Here is a 17792-nt window from a genome sequence, read left to right as displayed (position 1 = left end):
GTTCAACTAAAAAATCCCATTTTCATTAAGTTGAAAATGGGATTTTTTTATGTTTTTTAGAAAATATCTTCGCAAGTAAAAACCTCTTTTAGTCTCACGCCTTTTTCTGTATGTTCGACTGTTATAATTTGATTGTGAGCATCGTGTTCCAAAAACAAATAATAATTATTATCAGCCGCGGCATTTAAAAATTTAGCTTTTTCCGGCATTGTTAATAAAGGTCTTGTGTCGTAACCCATAACATACGGAAGCGGAAGATGTCCCGCCGTTGCCACTAAATCGGCACAAAAAACTATCGTTTTATTCTGATATTGAATATGTGGAATCATTTGTTTTTCGGTATGGCCATCTGCATAGAAAATTCCGAAACCTAATTCTTTAGAGAAACCAAAATCACTTTCTGGTCTTTCAATAAAATTCAATTGCCCGCTTTCCTGCATTGGGATAATATTTTCTGTAAGGAAAGATGCTTTTTCCCTTGCATTTGGTTTTGTTGCCCAATTCCAGTGATTTTCATTTGTCCAGAATTTTGCATTTTTAAAAGCCGGTTCATAAAAAGTCTTTTCAGAATTCCATTGAATACTTCCGCCGCAATGATCAAAATGTAAATGTGTCATAAAAACATCGGTAATATCATCTCGGTGAAAACCATATTTTGCCAATGATTTATCAATAGAATGTGATCCCCAAAGTGAATAATAACCAAAGAATTTCTCCGATTGTTTGTCTCCCATTCCGGTATCAATCAAAATCAGGCGGTTTCCATCTTCAATAAGTAAACAGCGCGCCGCGATATCAATAAGGTTATTTTCGTCCGCCGGATTGGTTTTATTCCAAATAGTTTTTGGAACAACGCCAAACATAGCGCCGCCATCCAATTTAAAATTTCCGGATTCTATAGGGTAAAGTTTCATGAGCTTAAATTTCTAATAAGAAAACAAAGCTAGGAAATCCAAATTCCTTTTGCTAGGCATTCTCAAAATAATGTTTCTCTCACAAATATACATTGCCCACAGATTTTACGGATTCAACGGATTTCCACTGTGTTTTTATTTTTAGCTACGCAGCTAATTAAATGATTCTGTGTAAACCTCTTAGATCAGTAAAATCCGTGGGCTAAAAAAAACACTTTTATTCCAAAGTAATGGAAGCGCTTCCCATTATTTCTTGTTTGTCGAAGAAGTTGACAAAGTAAGTTCCTTTTTTAAATGGATTTTCATCAGAATTCAAAATTCCATATAGATTTAAAGCCTTTCCCTGAAAATCTGCTGCTACAATAAAACTGTAAACTAAAGCTTTATCGTTGCCAAATTCTATTAATTTATTTTCGCCCAAAACAGTATTTTTTTGGTCTAAAACCTGAATATAAAACACCTTTTTTCCTGTTTTGGCAACAGCATTTCCGTTAACCGAAAAACTTACTTTTAATTTATTAGTACTTTTTGCTCTGTCTGTTTCCTGTTCTTTTCCTGATTTTTTTTCACGAAGCGCAATCACTTTAAAATTATTTAGAACTAGTTTTGAAGCATCTTTTATGGTTGATTCTAACTTTTTCTGCTTTAAAATTAAAGTATCATTTTCTGCTTTTTGCTTATACATTACAACATTCTGAGATTCAATTTCTGTAAGCAAGCTTTTATTTTGAGATTTAAGACTTTTTATTTCTGCAATTTTAAAGGCTAATGCTGTCTGCATATCTGAAAGCTGTTTTCTAAAAATTTGAATTTGAGTATTTGAAGGATTCTCAGATGCTTTTATAATTTCCATTAAATTTTCGACATTCTTCTTTTCAAATGCCAATTGCTGCGAAAGGGCCGTTTTTTCTAAAATTGCAACATCATATTCTAATTTCAAAACATTTAAAGAATCAAGAATACTTTTTTGAGCAATGTACTCCTTATTGTTATTGACAAGTTTAATTTTTTTATTGCTTGCTTCCTCCTTGTCTGCCTCGTCTTTTAGTTCTTTACTAAATATATAAAAAGTAGCACCTATTCCAAAAATAAAGAATATTGCTAAAACTGCCCTGATCCATTCGTTTGTGTGGTTTTTCTTCATCATTCATCACAATTTATTGCAAAAATACCATTATTTTATTCGACTAAACAAGTAGAAATACGGTTTTTTAGCTTATTTACAATAACTTAAAGCACAGTAAACCAGTATTTTACAGAATCATCTGACTTTTCGTTCAAAAACAAAATTCCTTGTAAACTAAAAGTCACTCAACAAAGGACTTTTAGGCAAAAATAACTTCTCTCTATTTTAACATTTGTTATAATAATGTGAACCGTTATGGAAAAAGGTTTTTAAGTCGTATCTTTGCAGACAATTTGATTTGAACGTTGAAATTGGCATTTAAATTTTATGTAATAAATTGATTACTATTTAAATGCAGATTAAAATGATCTTTTAAAAACAAATACCATAAACAATGATAAAGGTTTCTGATACAGCCAAAAAGAAAATCATCGATTTGATGACAGATGATGGTTTTGACGCCGCAAGCGACTACGTAAGAGTAGGCGTAAAAAGTGGTGGATGCTCTGGTTTGTCTTATGACTTAAAGTTTGACAAAACAAAGGGCGAAGATGACAAAATATTCGTAGACAATGATATACAAATTGCAGTTGAAAAAAAATCATTTCTATATTTAGCCGGAACAATTTTAGAATTCTCTGGCGGATTAAACGGAAAAGGATTCGTTTTCAATAATCCAAATGCAAGCAGAACTTGTGGCTGCGGCGAATCATTCTCTCTTTAGTCAAAAGCCGAAAGTCGTAAAGTCATAAAGACTAAATTGACTTCAAACTTTGGACTTTAAAACTATTAGACAATAAAAAATAATGAGCAAATACACAGAAGACGATTTAAAAATCGAACTCGAAACCAAAGAATATGAATACGGATTTTATACTAATATAGAATCTGAGACTTTCCCTATTGGCTTAAACGAAGAAATTGTAAGAGCTATTTCGCTAAAAAAAGAAGAACCGGAATGGATGACCGAATGGCGCATCGAGGCTTTTCGCGCGTGGAAAGAAATGATTGAGCCAGAATGGGCAAACGTACGTTACGAAAAACCAGATTTCCAGGCAATTTCTTATTATTCAGCTCCAAAACAAGTAGATCCTAATAAAACTCTGGACGATGTTGATCCGGAACTGTTAGAGATGTACAAAAAACTTGGAATTTCTGTTGATGAACAAAAAATGATGAACAATGTCGCAATGGATATTGTTGTCGATTCTGTTTCTGTAGCAACAACTTTCAAGAAAACATTGGCCGAAAAAGGAATTATTTTCTGTCCAATTTCTGAAGCTATCAAAGAACATCCTGAATTAGTAAAAAAATATTTAGGAACTGTTGTACCTCAAAAAGATAACTTCTACGCAGCATTAAACTCAGCAGTTTTCTCTGACGGAAGTTTCTGTTATATTCCAAAAGGTGTTCGCTGCCCAATGGAACTTTCAACTTATTTCAGAATCAATCAGGCAGGAACCGGACAATTCGAAAGAACTCTGGTTATTGCAGATGAAGGAAGTTACGTTTCTTATCTTGAAGGATGTACAGCTCCAAGTCGTGACGAAAACCAATTACACGCTGCTGTAGTTGAATTAATCGCTCTTGACGATGCTGAAATTAAATATTCTACCGTTCAAAACTGGTTCCCAGGAAACAAAGAAGGAAAAGGTGGAGTTTACAACTTCGTTACAAAAAGAGGTTTATGCGAAACAAACGCTAAAATTTCCTGGACACAAGTAGAAACTGGTTCTGCTGTAACGTGGAAATATCCTTCTTGTGTACTTAAAGGAGATAATTCGGTTGGAGAATTTTATTCTATCGCCGTTACCAATAATTACCAACAAGCTGATACGGGAACTAAAATGATCCATTTAGGTAAAAACACTAAATCGACTATTATTTCTAAAGGTATTTCGGCTGGTAAATCACAAAACAGTTACCGCGGATTAGTGCAAATTAGTCCAAGAGCTGAGAATGCGAGAAACTTTTCGCAATGTGATTCCCTTTTAATGGGGAACAATTGTGGAGCACATACTTTCCCTTATATCGAAAGTAAAAATCCGTCTGCTAAAATTGAGCACGAAGCAACGACAAGTAAAATTGGAGAAGATCAGGTTTTCTATTGCAACCAAAGAGGTATCCCAACTGAAAAAGCGATTGCCTTAATTGTAAACGGTTTCAGTAAAGATGTATTGAACAAACTTCCAATGGAATTCGCTGTTGAAGCTCAAAAATTATTAGAGATTTCTTTAGAAGGTTCTGTAGGATAATTGGAAGATGGAAAATAAAAAAGTCATCATTTTAGGTTCTTCCAGAAAAAACGGAAATACAACAAGAATTGTAGATGAAATTGCAAAAGAATACAATATTGATGTAGTAAATCTTAGTGATTATACTATTTCGTATTATGATTACGAAAGCAAAAATATAGAAGATGATTTTTTGCCCTTGATTAAAAGAATTATCGAAAATCATGACACTTTCATTTTTGCAACGCCCATATATTGGTATAATATGAGCGGAATAATGAAGGTCTTTTTTGATCGGTTTTCAGATTTAATCCGAATTGAAAAAGAAACCGGAAGAAAACTTAGAGGAAAGAAAATTGGTGTGATATCAAATTCACACGATAATGAAATCGAAGAAAGTTTCTACATTCCGTTTAAAAAAACTGCCGATTATTTAGGCATGGAATATTTAGGACACGCGCATTTTAATGCCAACATCCTAAACCAACAAACAAAAATAGAATTGACATTTATATAAAATAAAAAAAACAATGTTATCAATAAAAAACCTTCACGCCTCAATTGGTGATAAAGAAATCCTGAAAGGAATTAATATAGAAGTTAAAGCTGGCGAAGTACACGCTATTATGGGACCAAACGGTTCTGGAAAAAGTACACTTTCTGCAGTTATTGCAGGAAACGAAAACTATGAAGTTACAGACGGAGAAGTTATTCTTGACGGAGAAGATCTTGCTGATTTAGCTCCTGAAGAGAGAGCACATAAAGGTGTTTTTCTTTCGTTTCAATATCCTGTAGAAATTCCTGGAGTTAGCGTTACTAACTTCATGAAAACTGCAATCAACGAAACTCGTAAAGCAAACGGACAAGAAGAAATGCCGGCAAACGAAATGTTGAAAGTAATTCGTGAGAAATCTGAATTATTAGAAATTGACCGTAAATTTTTATCTCGTTCCCTAAACGAAGGTTTTTCTGGAGGAGAGAAAAAAAGAAACGAGATTTTCCAAATGGCAATGTTAGAACCAAAATTAGCAATCCTTGACGAAACAGATTCTGGTCTTGATATCGACGCTTTAAGAATTGTGGCTAATGGTGTAAACAAATTAAAAAGCGACAAAAACGCTATTATCGTTATCACACACTACCAACGTTTGCTAGATTATATCGTTCCTGATTTCGTTCACGTTCTTTACAACGGAAAAATCGTAAAATCTGGAGGAAAAGAATTAGCTTACGAATTAGAAGAAAAAGGATACGACTGGATTAAGGCCGAGAACTAAATTTTTGTTTCAGGTTTCATGTTTTTTAGTTTAAAGTTAAACTATATTTTGTAAGTTTAAACTTAAAATTATTAAAACAGAAATTATGGCAACAATAACTCGATTTGAGGATTTAGAAATTTGGAAAGAAGCTCGAAGATTAGCAAAAGAAATTCATCTTATAGCAGTTCATACAGAGTTAAGATCCGATCTTAGATTTAAAAATCAAATAAAAAATTCTTCTGGTTCAGTGATGGATAATATTGCTGAAGGATTTGAAAGAGATGGAAATTTAGAATTTCGACAATTTTTATCTATCGCAAAAGGTTCAGCCGGAGAAACAAGATCTCAATTATATCGAGTTTTTGATTTTGAATATATTTCGGAACAAAAATTCGAAGCTTTAAAAAAGGATTATGAAAATTTAAGCGGTAAAATAAAAAACTTTATCACTTATCTAAATAAAAAAGATTTCAAGGGGAATAAGTTTCAATAGGCAACCTGAAACTTGAAACCTGAAACACCGAAGGAAACAAAAACAAAATGGATTTAAAAGAAAAATTAGTATCGTCTTTTATGGCTTTTGAAGAGCGTGTCGATGTACATTCAGATTTACATGACATACGCACAAATGCTTTAAAAAACTTCGAAAATAAAGGTTTCCCAACCAAAAAAGAAGAAGCTTGGAAATATACATCGCTAAATGCCATCTTAAAAAATGACTTTACGGTTTTTCCAAAGGAAGAAAATGCAATCGAATTTAATCAGGTAAAAAAATACTTTTTACACGAAATAGATACTTATAAATTAGTATTTGTTGATGGTGTTTTTAGTTCACATTTATCTTCTACAACGCACGACGGAATTGATGTTTGCTTAATGTCATCGGCATTGACCAAACCAAAATATAAAATGGTTATTGATACATACTTTAATCAAATTGCAAGTAAAGATGACAGTTTAACGTCATTAAATACTGCATTTGCAATGGAAGGAGCTTTTATCAATATTCCGAAGAAAAAAGTAGCCGATAAACCAATTGAAATCATGTATTTCTCAACCGGAAATGAAGCTGCATTAATGGTTCAACCAAGAAATTTGGTTATTGTGGGTGAAAATTCACATGTTCAAATTATCGAGCGCCACCAAAGTTTGAATGAAAATCCTGTTTTAACAAATTCAGTTACAGAGATTTTTGCTCAAAAACGTGCCATTGTTGATTATTACAAAATTCAAAACGATAATAGCGAAGCAAACTTAGTTGACAATACTTATGTTTCTCAACAACAAGAAAGTCATGCTTACGTACACACTTTTTCATTTGGAGGAAATTTAACTCGTAACAACTTAAACTTTTACCACTTTGGAGAAAGATTGACAAGTACGTTAAACGGAATTTCAATTCTAAATGATAAACAACACGTTGATCATTATACCTTGGTAAATCACGCACAGCCAAACTGTGAGAGTTTCCAGGATTATAAAGGAATTTTCTCTGATCGCTCAACAGGAGTTTTCAACGGGAAAATTTTAGTAAATAAAGAAGCTCAAAAAACAAATGCCTTTCAAAAAAGCAACAACATTTTATTGAGCGATAAAGCAACTATCAATGCGAAACCACAATTAGAGATTTTTGCAGATGATGTAAAATGTTCTCACGGTTGTACCGTTGGACAGCTTGATGAAACAGCAATGTTCTATATGCAGTCACGTGGTATTCCACAAAAAGAAGCAAAAGCTTTATTGATGTACGCATTCTCAAATGCCGTTATCGAAAGCATCAAAATACCAGAATTAAAACAAAGAATTACTAAAATCATTGCCATGAAATTAGGCGTGAATTTAGGATTTGATTTGTAGTTTAGTTTTTACCACAAAGACACAAAGGTTTACGCAAAGTTCGCAAAGGTTTATTACAAAACTTTGCGAACTTTGCATTTTAAATTATTCATGATTAAACAAATCAATATAATCTTTAAAAACAAAAAGTTTATTTCTTTGAGCTCCCGAAATCTCTTTAATAATATTTAATCTTTCCAAATCTGCTAATAATTTATACCCTGTTACTGAAGATTTGTCTATTAATTCTTCCACTTTTGATATTTCTATAATAGGTTGCGTATACAGATAATCAACTACCTTGCGTGCATCTGAACTTCTATTACCCAGAGTTTTTAACTTTTCTTCCAGATTTTTTTGTAATTGCAAAATCCCGTCAAAAGTAGTAACTCCTTTTTGCGCGGTCTCGATAACTCCAGTAAGGAAAAATTTCAACCATTGATTAATATCATTATGAGTCCTTGTTCGCATCAAATTATCATAATATAAAACTCTATTTTTCTCAAAAAAATCAGATAAATACAAAATCGGTTGTTTCAAAATTCCTTTACTTACCAAATAAATTGTGATTAACAAACGTCCAACTCTTCCATTACCATCCAAAAAAGGATGAATTGTTTCAAATTGATAATGAATAATTGCAATCTTTATTAAATCAGGCAAGGGATTAATTTCGTCATTTGCAAAAAACTCCAAATCTGAAATTAATTCATTAATACTTCCATGAAATGGAGGAATAAATACAGCATCACTTATACTTGCTCCTCCTATCCAGTTTTGACTAGACCTATATTCACCTGGTAATTTATGCTCTCCTCTTACTCCTTGCAATAAAATACTATGTGTTTGCTTTATCAATCTTGATGAAAATGGTAATCTGTGTAATAACTTTACCGCTTCATTCATTGCACTTATATAATTCTGGACTTCTTCCCAATCATCTCTTTTTTCATATGCAATTTCTTCTTTTTTCAAAAAAGCTTCTTCCATATTTGTTTGGGTTCCTTCAATTTTAGAAGATTGAGTTGCTTCTTTTGCAATGTGCATCCTAATGAATAATTCAATATTTACATATTCAGAATACATATCTAATCGACCTAAATGCCTATCTGCTCTACTTAAAAGCTGAATAACTTCCATATTATTTAAGATCCAATTCCTATTTATAAGATTAGGCTGAAAACTTTTATAATATCCTTGATTAATATATTGGCCAGACTTAAATACATCCATTTTAAAACATTTAAAAACTTAAACAAAGATAATCTTATTTAAGGAAAACCGTAAAAAACTTAAATAGCATTTTTATTAATTAACAAATAATTTAAAAAACTTAAATAACTAAATATTACTTTAACTTCTTCACACTTTCAATTATCCCTTTCAAAAATCCATTAAAATCAAAACTTTTATCGCCTTCTCTCACTCCCATTCTCACAATAACCATATCCAGAGATGGAATAATCGCCACCATTTGCCCTTGATAACCACTGCAATAAAACATATCACGAGGAACATCTGGAAATTTTCCTCCCGCGTTTAACCAAAATTGCGCTCCATATTTTCCTTCAGAAGTATTTGTTGGCGTTGCGGTATATTTTACCCAGCTTTCATCTAAAATTTGTTCTCCGTTCCAGTTTCCTTTATGAAGATATAACAATCCAAATTTTGACCAGTCTCTTGGTGTTGCCCATCCGTAAGATGAACCTACGAAAGTTCCTGACATATCTTGTTCGACAATCATAGAATTCATTCCAATTTTGTCAATTACGGCACTGTACCAAAAATCAAGATATTCTTGCTGTGTTTTAAATTGTCTTCTTAAAATCAATGACAATAAATTAGTAGTTCCTGAAGAATAATTCCAATGCGTGTTTGGCTTAAATTGAGCTGGTTTATCCATTTGTACTTTTCCCATATCTTCAGCCTGAAAAAGCATTTGTGTGGCATCGCAAATGGTGCTATAGTTCTCTCCCCATTCTAAACCGGAATTCATGTGAAGTAAATCATTAATCGTAATAATTTTACGATCGTCATTTTTCCACTCTGCAATTGGTGCTGGTTTGTAAATATCAATTTTTCCTTGTTTGGCTAAAACACCAAAAGCAGAACTTGTGATACTTTTTGTCATCGACCAGCCTAAAATTTTACTGTCTTTATTGAATCCGGTATCGTATTTTTCGGCAATTAATTTGTCTTTGTATAAAACGACAACGGCGCGGGTTCTTTTTGTTCTTCCTCCATTTTTATCAAAAGCATTTTCAACTGCATTTTTTAATTTCGAGTAATCAATATTCGCAAAAGCAGAATCTTTTGGTTCATTATTTCCGTAAGGAAAAGGAAGATTATTTACCAATTTTGTTCTCTTTGGAAGCAAATATGGTTTTGAAACATCAAAATCATCATTTATCAAAACTGCTCCTAAGCCTTCACGATAAATTGCTTTTCTTTCCTTTAAACCATAAACATTTGAAATGGCAAATTTTCCAGCATCATCAATTGAATTTTTAGCCAAATCAACCAAATCGATATCATTGTCTGTTTTTTGAATTAAATCGAGCGAACGGTTATCAATAAAATGCCCCGAAGCTACACTTTTGGCCGAAAAACCGGAAATCAAATCCAGTTTTGGATAAGTTGTAAATACGAAATACAAAAACGCAAGAACGACTAGAAGCAAAAGTACTTTAAGAAATTTTTTCATGATGATGTCAGTATTTTTATTGCAATATAAATAATTTATGTTCACGATTTTAGAAGTCAAATTATAAATCTGATTCGGATAATTCAGAAAACCGAATCTATTTTTACAGAATCAGCATTAACGCCTTGTAACAATGACACCATAAAAGGAAATTATAGAATTGCTGTATAAACAAATTTAGTTTTAGTACTTTTGTAAATAGATTTTTTCTAAATAAGACATGCTAGATATTCAAAAAATAAGAGCTGATTTTCCGATACTTTCACAAACTGTAAACGGAAAACCCTTAGTATATTTCGACAACGGAGCTACTTCGCAAAAACCACAAATTGTGATCGATGCAGAAGTAAAATATTATCAGGAAATTAATGCCAATATTCACCGCGGCGTTCACACTTTAAGCCAGTTAGCTACTGACGCTTACGAGATTTCTCGTGGCAAGGTGAAAGATCATATCAATGCAAAACATGCTCACGAAGTTCTTTTTACTTCGGGAACTACGCACGGAATCAACTTAGTTACAAATGGTTTTGCTTCTATTTTAAAACCAGGTGACGAAGTACTTGTTTCTTCATTAGAGCATCACAGTAATATTGTGCCGTGGCAGATGTTATGTGAAAGAACGGGAGCAACTTTAAAAATTATTCCGATTAATCAAAACGGAGAATTAATCATCGAAGAATTTGATGCTTTGCTTTCAGAAAAAACAAAAGTTGTTACTGTAAATCATATTTCAAACGCACTCGGAATTATTAATCCGATAAAATATATCATTGATAAAGCTCACGCTGTTGGCGCTGCAGTTTTAATTGACGGTGCGCAGGCTGTTCCGCATTTAAAACCGGATGTTCAGGAATTAAATTGTGATTTTTATGCTTTTTCTGGTCATAAAATGTGTGGTCCAACGGGAACTGGAATTTTGTACGGAAAAGAAGAATGGCTGAACAAACTCCCTCCTTATCAAGGTGGTGGTGAAATGATTAAAGAAGTTACTTTCGAAAAAACAACTTACGCAGATCTTCCACATAAATTTGAAGCCGGAACACCAAATATTGCCGGCGGAATTGTTTTAGGAACTGCAATTGATTATTTAAACAGTGTTGGTTTTGAGAATATTCACGAATATGAAACTGAGCTTTTAGATTACGCTACAAAACGTTTATCTGAAATTGAAGGTTTAAGAATCTACGGGACAGGAAAAAATAAAGCTTCTGTAATCTCGTTTAATATTGATGGAATTCATCCATACGATATTGGTTCTATTATCGATAAATTAGGAATTGCAGTTAGAACCGGACATCATTGTGCACAGCCAATTATGAATTTCTTTTGCATTCCGGGAACGATTCGTGCTTCTTTTTCATTCTATAATACAAAAGAAGAAATTGACCAAATGGTCGACGCCGTTAAAAAGGCACAAACAATGCTAAGCTAACATCTATTTTTATGAGAATACTATCTTTATTGCTTTTAACGGTTTTTATTGCTACCGGCTGCTGCAGTCAAAAAAAGACAAACATGGCTACAACTCAAATTGAATATTCTGCAATGTCAAGAGGGTATTTCAAAAAGATTGTGGTTCAAAACCAGACTGTTTATGTTACAAACGGCAGAGATCAACAGCCGATTGAAACTAAAATTGATGATGCGAAATGGAATAAAATTGTTGCTGAATTTTCAAAAGTAGATTTAAACAAACTTTCGGCATTAAAAGCACCAACTGAAAAACGTTTTTATGACGGTGCCGCGATTGGAAATTTAAAAATAACTCAAGATCAAAAAACATACGAAACTGCAGGTTTCGACAATGGTTTTCCTCCAAAGGAAATTGAAAAACTGGTAAATTTACTGGTTGATTTTGCTAAAGAATAATTATGACAATTAAAGAGATACAAAACGAAATAATAGACGAATTTTCAATGTTCGACGACTGGATGCAGCGTTATGAATACATTATCGAACTGGGAAAAAGTCTTCCGTTAATTAAAGAAGAATACAAAACCGACGAGAATTTAATCAAAGGCTGTCAGTCAAAAGTCTGGCTTCAAGGCGAACAAAATGATGATAAAATTGTTTTCACCGCAGACAGTGACGCTATTTTAACTAAAGGAATAATTGCAATTTTAATTCGCGCTTTCTCTAATCAAAAAGCAGAAGACATTATAAATGCTGACACTGAATTTATAGACGAAATTGGATTAAAAGAACATTTATCTGCAACACGTGCCAACGGTTTGGTTTCGATGATAAAAAACATCAAAATGTACGCTTTGGCTTTTGATGCAAAAAATAAAAATTAAATTTCTTTCTGCCACGAATTTCACGAATTAACACTAATTTTTAAATTCGGGAAATTTGTGAAATTCGTGGCGAAAAAACAAATAACAAAATGGAACAAGAAATAGACACAAACGAATTAGGAGAATCAATCGTAAAAGTTTTAAAAGGAATTTACGATCCTGAGATCCCTGTAGATATTTATGAGTTAGGATTAATTTACGACGTAATGGTAAATACAGATTACGAAGTAAAAATCCTGATGACATTAACATCTCCAAACTGCCCAGTTGCAGAAAGCTTACCAAGAGAGGTTGAAGAGAAAGTAAAAACAATCGAACACATTAAAGATGTTGATGTTGAAATCACTTTCGATCCGCCTTGGAGTAAAGATTTAATGAGCGAAGAAGCTAAGTTAGAATTAGGAATGCTTTAAAGAGTTTTCAGTTTTCAGTCGCAGTTTTCAGTATTCAACTGTGGCTAAAACAATTGAAAACATATACAGTTTACAGTCTCAGTCCCAGTTTTTAACTGTGACTGAAAACTGCGACTGAAAACTATAAAGAAATGGAAGAAATTATCAATAAAGTTGCCAATAGTGCTTTAGAAGTTTTTGATTTGGAGGATTATTATCCAAAAGGAATGCGTGTACAAATTGACATTTCGCAATGGCTTTTGGAAGGATTTTTATTGAAAGAAAAAGACTTTAGAGAGCATCTTAAAAATCATGATTGGTCACAATACCAAGATCAATATGTCGCTGTACATTGCGCTACAGACGCTATAATTCCTGCTTGGGCATTAATTTTAGTTAGTGTTCATTTGGCGCCTTTTGCTAAAAAAGTAGTAAACGGAACCATTGAGGATCTAGATTCAAGTTTATACGAAGAAATCTTAAGTAAGATTGATTATTCTGCGTACCAAAATAAACCTGTAATTGTAAAAGGATGTTCTAAAAAACCGGTTCCTATGCGTGCTTATATTTTAGCTACAACTTATTTACAGCCTTTTGCCCGCAGTATTATGTATGGCGAAGCATGTTCTGCTGTGCCTTTATACAAAGAATCTAAGAAATAACCTTCATTTTAAAGTAATATTCCCTTAACCTTCAGTTGGTTTTTAGTATATTTGTTAATATACACTTAAACTAAACAACCATGAGAAAGCTGACGTTATTACTATTTATCTTAGCGAACTTTACTTTTGTTCAGGCCCAAAATTCAGAAAAAGAACTAATTCAGAATACCGAAAAAGCGGTAAAAAAAATAAACGATACAATTGAGGACGAAGGATGGAAAGCAAAAGGAACAGTTTCTCTTTTATTAAACCAATCCAGCTTCAATAACTGGATCGCAGGTGGTGAGGATAGTTTCTCTGGGACTTTAGGAATAAACTATGACTTCAATTATAAAAAAGACGATGTAACATGGGACAATAAAATCCTTGCTTCTTACGGGCTTTTACAAACTAAAAATACTGATTTCGGAAAAAAGACTGATGACCGTTTAGAATTTAATTCAATTGTTGGTAAAAGAGCTTTTGGTGAATGGTATTACTCTTTCTTTTTAAACTTTAGAACTCAATTTACAACCGGTTATATTTACGGTCAGGATGCCAACGGAAAAGAAATTAGAACCGAGCAGACTAAATTTATGTCGCCTGGGTATCTTACTACTGGACCTGGTATTTACTGGTCTAAAGATGAAAACTTAAAAATAAACTTTGCTCCTCTAACTTCAAAATTCACTTTTGTAGACAACGCTTATACTAGTGGAATTGATAGATTTACTGGTCTGCCTTATGTAGATGGCGATTATTTTGGAGTTGACGAAGGCAAAACCATGCGTTACGAGTTAGGTTTTTATGCTTCTGTTTATTACAAATTAGCTATTATGACTAACGTTACTGCAGAAAACACGCTGAATTTGTATTCTAATTATCTGGAAGATCCTCAAAACGTAGATATCAATTATTCTTTAAATATCATAATGAAGGTTAATAAATTCTTATCGGCAAATTTGGCCTTCCAGGCTATTTATGACGATAATGCTTTTCAAGGTCTTCAAACCAGAGAAGTATTTGGTTTAGGGGTTAATTTTGGATTTTAATAATCCGCAACACAGCGAAAAGATTCTTATAAAATATAATACAATAAAAAACGGCTTTTGATTTATTTCAAAAGCCGTTTCTATTTTTATTTACTTGTTAAATGATTTTGGTTTTATTCGAACGATTTTATCGTCTTTCATAATTACCAATTCAGTATTTGATTTCTTTTTGAACTCAATTAATTTATCATAAACCAAATCCATCGCATCTAAAATTTTAGTTTGAGTTGCCGATCTTTTATATGTTTTCATTATAAATTCCTTTTAGTTTATCGTACTTAATTTCATTGATTATATCAATCTCACTTTCGAGCATTTTTTCTGCCAATAATTCAGGTTTCCCAAATGAATTATCAAAGATCATAACTTCATCAGCTATTGGCAAATATATATTAAATAAGTTTAATATTCCATTAATGTATCTTCGTTTAATAACAGCTGTTTCTATATTATGTCCACCTTCTGTAACTCTAGTTTTTACTCTTTCAATCGCAAGCTCAACATCCTGTAACCAGAAAAATAAAAGAATCACTTTATAACCTTTTTTTTGTGCTAACGCAACTTTAGATTTATAACTTTTAGTCGCTAGTGTGGTTTCAAAAGCAAATATTGTATTAGTATCTAATAATTCATTTATTCTATGAAGCATTATTCTACCAGCCTCAAAAGCTACTTTTTCAGGTTGAAATGGAGAAAGACCTTTAGCAATTTCATCTGCATTTACAAATTCTTTACAGTTTAAAATTTCAGGGAGTATTGTAAAAGAAGCCGTAGTTTTACCAGCTCCATTACATCCTGAAACTGTATATAAATTCTTACTAATTTAAACAAAGATATGAAATATCAATTTTTACTAAATCTTATTTTAGAGATATTTAATAAAGTTTTATAACCTTCCTGTTTATTCATTATATAAAAAAACGGCTTTTGAAATAAATCAAAAGCCGTTTCTATTTTTATTCTTCTTTCTTTTCAACTGCATCCTTATAATCAGGATACAAAAACTTATTATACGGGAATCTTGTTATGTGAATCTGACGAACAGCTTCGTAAACCGTTTCTCTAAATTCTTCAAAATTTTCTTTTTGAGTTGCCGAAATAAACAAAGCGTTATCTTCTCCTACATTACTCATCCAAGTCTGTTTCCATTCCTCAAGAGTCCAATGTTTTCTGGTTCTTTCAGTAATTAAATCATCTTCGTCAATCGTTAGATGTTTGTAAGCGTCGATTTTATTGAAAACCATAATGGTTGGTTTATCATTGCTCTTAATTTCCTGCAAGGTCTGATTTACAGATTCTATATGATCTTCAAAATCAGGGTGTGAAATATCTACAACATGCAAAAGTAAATCGGCTTCACGAACCTCATCAAGTGTACTTTTAAAAGAATCTACTAATTGAGTTGGCAGTTTTCGTATAAATCCAACCGTATCAGAAAGTAAAAACGGAAGGTTTTTAATCACCACTTTTCGAACTGTTGTATCTAATGTTGCGAATAATTTATTCTCAACAAAAACATCACTTTTTCCAATAGCATTCATCAAAGTCGACTTCCCAACGTTTGTATAACCAACAAGAGCCACACGAACCATTGCGCCGCGATTGCTTCGTTGAATACTCATTTGTTTATCGATTGTCTTGATTTTATCTTTCAATAACGAAATTCGGTCACGTACAATACGTCTGTCTGTTTCGATCTCTGTTTCACCAGGACCACGCATACCGATTCCCCCTTTTTGACGTTCAAGGTGTGTCCATAAACCAGAAAGTCTTGGCAATAAATATATACACTGCGCCAATTCTACCTGCGTTCTTGCATATGAAGTTTCGGCTCTTTGCGCAAAAATATCCAGAATCAAATTCGTTCTGTCAAGGATTTTACAATCTATAATTCGGGAAATATTTTTTTGTTGTGATGGCGATAATTCATCATCAAAAATTAAAGTCGATATTCCGTTTTCTTTTACAAAAAGATTGATTTCATCTATTTTTCCCGTTCCCACAAAAGTCTTCGGATTCGGGCGTTCCATTTTTTGCGAAAAGCGTTTAATAACTTCACCACCTGCGGTAAAAGTTAAAAACTCTAATTCGTCTAAATATTCATTAAGTTTTTCCTCACTTTGATTTTGAGTTATGATACCAACAATGGCTGTTTTCTCAAAATTTATAACTTCTTTCTCTAACATATCTTAAAATAAGCTACAAATTTAATCATTTGTATACTACTACAATTATAGAATTACGTTTTTAAATATTATTTAAAATGATAAACCATCTAAAAATCATGTTTTACAAAAAGTATTTCTTTAATAAAACTTGATTTTTAAATGGCTTAAAAAAGATTCGAAAACTTTTTATTCGTAGATAAAAGTTTTTTCAGTTTTTACAATTCCATTTTCTTCAATTTGAGAGCATGAAATTGGAAAGTTTAATTTGTTGTATTTGTATTTTCGGCTTACTGCAACTAAAGCTGTTGACGAAGGGCTGAAATTCATTTCGTTATTATATGAAATCGACTCAAAAGTAAATTCGTCTTCATGATATGAAATCATTGGTACAATTATTTTATAATTATCTCCAAAAAGGCTTTGAACAATTAACTGATCGACCGATTTCTTATCATCATAAGTATAGGTTTTAGAGATTTTATCTCCCACTAATCCTTTATGTTTTGATACATTATCGTTTACATAAACATACTCGATTTTCCCGATAATTGCTTTGTTTCTATCGCGTGATGTACGTCTAACAATAGTACCGTTTTCAATGATATATTCAATATCTTCAACTAAATTTTGGTGATTTGTACTTTTTTTAGTCGTTACTTTTACTCTTGCACCTTCATAAACAAAAGAGACAACTTTTGTAATATAATCCGGTCCTTCCTGATATTTTTTTACAAATTTTGTAATGTTGTTATCAGCATCATAAGTGTAATTGATAACTTCTTTCCAGTCGCTTCCCACTTTATCTTTAACAGACATATCCAATAAGCCCTTTTTGTTATAAAAAAAGTTCTGAATAACGTCTGAAGTTGTAATGGTTTGAAGTTTACCCTCTTTAAAGACCATTGTTTTATTTACAATTTCACCGTCTTTAGAGTTTTGGTAATTTGTTTTTACAATATTGATCTGCTTCAATCTAACGTTTTCCTGACTCTGCATCAAGAATGGAAACACCATCATCAAGATGGCAATAAAGTAGGTTTTCATTTTGTTTTTGTATTGATTTGGGATGACCAAAATACAAAATTCTGCCAAAATTTGGCAATTTAAAATTTAAAAAAACAGAAAATCAATTTTAGAAAATTATAAATCAACAACTTATATAAATA

The 17792-nt window shown here is 32.2% G+C and carries 20 protein-coding genes; 12 read left to right on the top strand and 8 right to left on the bottom strand.

Annotation, left to right across the window (positions count from 1 at the left end):
- Positions 1-56 precede the first annotated feature (56 nt).
- Together APR43_RS10525 and APR43_RS10520 are read right to left on the bottom strand one after the other, a co-directional pair.
- A complete protein-coding gene (locus tag APR43_RS10525; protein WP_053472853.1) occupies positions 57-914 on the bottom strand; it encodes an MBL fold metallo-hydrolase in 858 nt (285 codons plus the stop codon).
- Between the two features lie 217 nt (positions 915-1131).
- Positions 1132-2061: a hypothetical protein gene (locus APR43_RS10520; protein WP_240514945.1), complete on the bottom strand. Its 930-nt coding sequence runs from the start codon at positions 2059-2061 to the stop codon at positions 1132-1134.
- Positions 2062-2434: 373 nt separating this feature from the next.
- Here APR43_RS10520 and APR43_RS10515 point away from each other — a divergent pair, with 373 nt between their 5' ends.
- From APR43_RS10515 to sufD, 6 genes are all read left to right on the top strand, one after another.
- A complete protein-coding gene (locus tag APR43_RS10515) occupies positions 2435-2764 on the top strand; it encodes a HesB/IscA family protein (RefSeq protein WP_012023267.1) in 330 nt (109 codons plus the stop codon).
- An 82-nt stretch (positions 2765-2846) separates the two neighbouring features.
- Entirely contained in the window at positions 2847-4295 is a 1449-nt protein-coding gene (sufB, locus tag APR43_RS10510) for a Fe-S cluster assembly protein SufB (RefSeq protein ID WP_053472855.1), read from the top strand.
- A 7-nt stretch (positions 4296-4302) separates the two neighbouring features.
- The gene (locus APR43_RS10505) at positions 4303-4791 is read left to right on the top strand and encodes a flavodoxin family protein (protein ID WP_053472856.1); all 489 of its coding nucleotides are present in this window, start codon (positions 4303-4305) and stop codon (positions 4789-4791) included.
- Positions 4792-4804: 13 nt separating this feature from the next.
- Positions 4805-5551: a Fe-S cluster assembly ATPase SufC gene (gene sufC, locus APR43_RS10500; protein WP_053472857.1), complete on the top strand. Its 747-nt coding sequence runs from the start codon at positions 4805-4807 to the stop codon at positions 5549-5551.
- 85 nt (positions 5552-5636) lie between these two features.
- Complete coding sequence (locus tag APR43_RS10495; RefSeq protein WP_053472858.1) at positions 5637-6026, top strand: four helix bundle protein; 390 nt, start codon at positions 5637-5639, stop codon at positions 6024-6026.
- A 47-nt stretch (positions 6027-6073) separates the two neighbouring features.
- Positions 6074-7390, top strand: coding sequence for a Fe-S cluster assembly protein SufD (gene sufD / locus APR43_RS10490; protein ID WP_053472859.1), 1317 nt, complete (start codon positions 6074-6076; stop codon positions 7388-7390).
- A gap of 84 nt (positions 7391-7474) precedes the next feature.
- Here sufD and APR43_RS10485 read toward each other — a convergent pair whose 3' ends face one another.
- Together APR43_RS10485 and APR43_RS10480 are read right to left on the bottom strand one after the other, a co-directional pair.
- Complete coding sequence (locus APR43_RS10485; protein ID WP_053472860.1) at positions 7475-8602, bottom strand: Fic family protein; 1128 nt, start codon at positions 8600-8602, stop codon at positions 7475-7477.
- A 115-nt stretch (positions 8603-8717) separates the two neighbouring features.
- Positions 8718-10073, bottom strand: a complete 1356-nt coding sequence (locus APR43_RS10480; protein ID WP_053472861.1) for a serine hydrolase domain-containing protein — start codon at positions 10071-10073, stop codon at positions 8718-8720.
- Positions 10074-10293: 220 nt separating this feature from the next.
- Between APR43_RS10480 and APR43_RS10475 the strand changes: the two genes are divergently transcribed.
- The 6 genes from APR43_RS10475 to APR43_RS10450 all read left to right on the top strand — a co-directional run bounded on the left by APR43_RS10475 (position 10294) and on the right by APR43_RS10450 (position 14458).
- The gene (locus APR43_RS10475; RefSeq protein ID WP_053472862.1) at positions 10294-11508 is read left to right on the top strand and encodes an aminotransferase class V-fold PLP-dependent enzyme; all 1215 of its coding nucleotides are present in this window, start codon (positions 10294-10296) and stop codon (positions 11506-11508) included.
- 11 nt (positions 11509-11519) lie between these two features.
- The gene (locus APR43_RS10470; RefSeq protein WP_053472863.1) at positions 11520-11945 is read left to right on the top strand and encodes a hypothetical protein; all 426 of its coding nucleotides are present in this window, start codon (positions 11520-11522) and stop codon (positions 11943-11945) included.
- A gap of 2 nt (positions 11946-11947) precedes the next feature.
- Positions 11948-12373, top strand: coding sequence for a SufE family protein (locus APR43_RS10465; RefSeq protein ID WP_053472864.1), 426 nt, complete (start codon positions 11948-11950; stop codon positions 12371-12373).
- 89 nt (positions 12374-12462) lie between these two features.
- The gene (locus APR43_RS10460; protein ID WP_053472865.1) at positions 12463-12786 is read left to right on the top strand and encodes an SUF system Fe-S cluster assembly protein; all 324 of its coding nucleotides are present in this window, start codon (positions 12463-12465) and stop codon (positions 12784-12786) included.
- Between the two features lie 131 nt (positions 12787-12917).
- Entirely contained in the window at positions 12918-13427 is a 510-nt protein-coding gene (locus APR43_RS10455) for a DUF2480 family protein (RefSeq protein ID WP_053472866.1), read from the top strand.
- Positions 13428-13507: 80 nt separating this feature from the next.
- A complete protein-coding gene (locus APR43_RS10450; RefSeq protein WP_053472867.1) occupies positions 13508-14458 on the top strand; it encodes a DUF3078 domain-containing protein in 951 nt (316 codons plus the stop codon).
- Positions 14459-14548: 90 nt separating this feature from the next.
- Here APR43_RS10450 and APR43_RS24465 read toward each other — a convergent pair whose 3' ends face one another.
- The 4 genes from APR43_RS24465 to APR43_RS10435 form a co-directional block, all read right to left on the bottom strand.
- Positions 14549-14710: a hypothetical protein gene (locus APR43_RS24465; RefSeq protein WP_165590695.1), complete on the bottom strand. Its 162-nt coding sequence runs from the start codon at positions 14708-14710 to the stop codon at positions 14549-14551.
- Positions 14697-15281, bottom strand: a complete 585-nt coding sequence (locus APR43_RS10445) for a zeta toxin family protein (protein WP_053472868.1) — start codon at positions 15279-15281, stop codon at positions 14697-14699. Before APR43_RS10445 ends, APR43_RS24465 begins: the two co-directional genes overlap by 14 nt.
- A gap of 133 nt (positions 15282-15414) precedes the next feature.
- Positions 15415-16644 (bottom strand): GTPase HflX, encoded by a 1230-nt coding sequence (gene hflX / locus APR43_RS10440; protein WP_053472869.1) that lies wholly within the window; start codon positions 16642-16644, stop codon positions 15415-15417.
- Between the two features lie 168 nt (positions 16645-16812).
- On the bottom strand, positions 16813-17670 hold the full coding sequence (locus APR43_RS10435) for a hypothetical protein (RefSeq protein ID WP_053472870.1): 858 nt from the start codon (positions 17668-17670) through the stop codon (positions 16813-16815).
- Positions 17671-17792: the final 122 nt, after the last annotated feature.

This window comes from Flavobacterium sp. NLM, assembly GCF_002210235.1.
Lineage (GTDB): Bacteria > Bacteroidota > Bacteroidia > Flavobacteriales > Flavobacteriaceae > Flavobacterium > Flavobacterium panici.
The sequence above is the reverse complement of the archived record's forward strand: the minus strand, read 5'-3'. Positions and strand labels throughout refer to the sequence as shown.

Excerpts from the sequence above, each read along its gene's own strand:
- APR43_RS10525 (WP_053472853.1), bottom strand. The coding sequence starts at position 914 with ATGAAACTTTACCCTATAGAATCCGGAAATTTTAAATTGGATGGCGGC.
- APR43_RS10520 (WP_240514945.1), bottom strand. The coding sequence starts at position 2,061 with ATGATGAAGAAAAACCACACAAACGAATGGATCAGGGCAGTTTTAGCA.
- APR43_RS10515 (WP_012023267.1), top strand. The coding sequence starts at position 2,435 with ATGATAAAGGTTTCTGATACAGCCAAAAAGAAAATCATCGATTTGATG.
- sufB (WP_053472855.1), top strand. The coding sequence starts at position 2,847 with ATGAGCAAATACACAGAAGACGATTTAAAAATCGAACTCGAAACCAAA.
- APR43_RS10505 (WP_053472856.1), top strand. The coding sequence starts at position 4,303 with ATGGAAAATAAAAAAGTCATCATTTTAGGTTCTTCCAGAAAAAACGGA.
- sufC (WP_053472857.1), top strand. The coding sequence starts at position 4,805 with ATGTTATCAATAAAAAACCTTCACGCCTCAATTGGTGATAAAGAAATC.
- APR43_RS10495 (WP_053472858.1), top strand. The coding sequence starts at position 5,637 with ATGGCAACAATAACTCGATTTGAGGATTTAGAAATTTGGAAAGAAGCT.
- sufD (WP_053472859.1), top strand. The coding sequence starts at position 6,074 with ATGGATTTAAAAGAAAAATTAGTATCGTCTTTTATGGCTTTTGAAGAG.
- APR43_RS10485 (WP_053472860.1), bottom strand. The coding sequence starts at position 8,602 with ATGGATGTATTTAAGTCTGGCCAATATATTAATCAAGGATATTATAAA.
- APR43_RS10480 (WP_053472861.1), bottom strand. The coding sequence starts at position 10,073 with ATGAAAAAATTTCTTAAAGTACTTTTGCTTCTAGTCGTTCTTGCGTTT.
- APR43_RS10475 (WP_053472862.1), top strand. The coding sequence starts at position 10,294 with ATGCTAGATATTCAAAAAATAAGAGCTGATTTTCCGATACTTTCACAA.
- APR43_RS10470 (WP_053472863.1), top strand. The coding sequence starts at position 11,520 with ATGAGAATACTATCTTTATTGCTTTTAACGGTTTTTATTGCTACCGGC.
- APR43_RS10465 (WP_053472864.1), top strand. The coding sequence starts at position 11,948 with ATGACAATTAAAGAGATACAAAACGAAATAATAGACGAATTTTCAATG.
- APR43_RS10460 (WP_053472865.1), top strand. The coding sequence starts at position 12,463 with ATGGAACAAGAAATAGACACAAACGAATTAGGAGAATCAATCGTAAAA.
- APR43_RS10455 (WP_053472866.1), top strand. The coding sequence starts at position 12,918 with ATGGAAGAAATTATCAATAAAGTTGCCAATAGTGCTTTAGAAGTTTTT.
- APR43_RS10450 (WP_053472867.1), top strand. The coding sequence starts at position 13,508 with ATGAGAAAGCTGACGTTATTACTATTTATCTTAGCGAACTTTACTTTT.
- APR43_RS24465 (WP_165590695.1), bottom strand. The coding sequence starts at position 14,710 with ATGAAAACATATAAAAGATCGGCAACTCAAACTAAAATTTTAGATGCG.
- hflX (WP_053472869.1), bottom strand. The coding sequence starts at position 16,644 with ATGTTAGAGAAAGAAGTTATAAATTTTGAGAAAACAGCCATTGTTGGT.
- APR43_RS10435 (WP_053472870.1), bottom strand. The coding sequence starts at position 17,670 with ATGAAAACCTACTTTATTGCCATCTTGATGATGGTGTTTCCATTCTTG.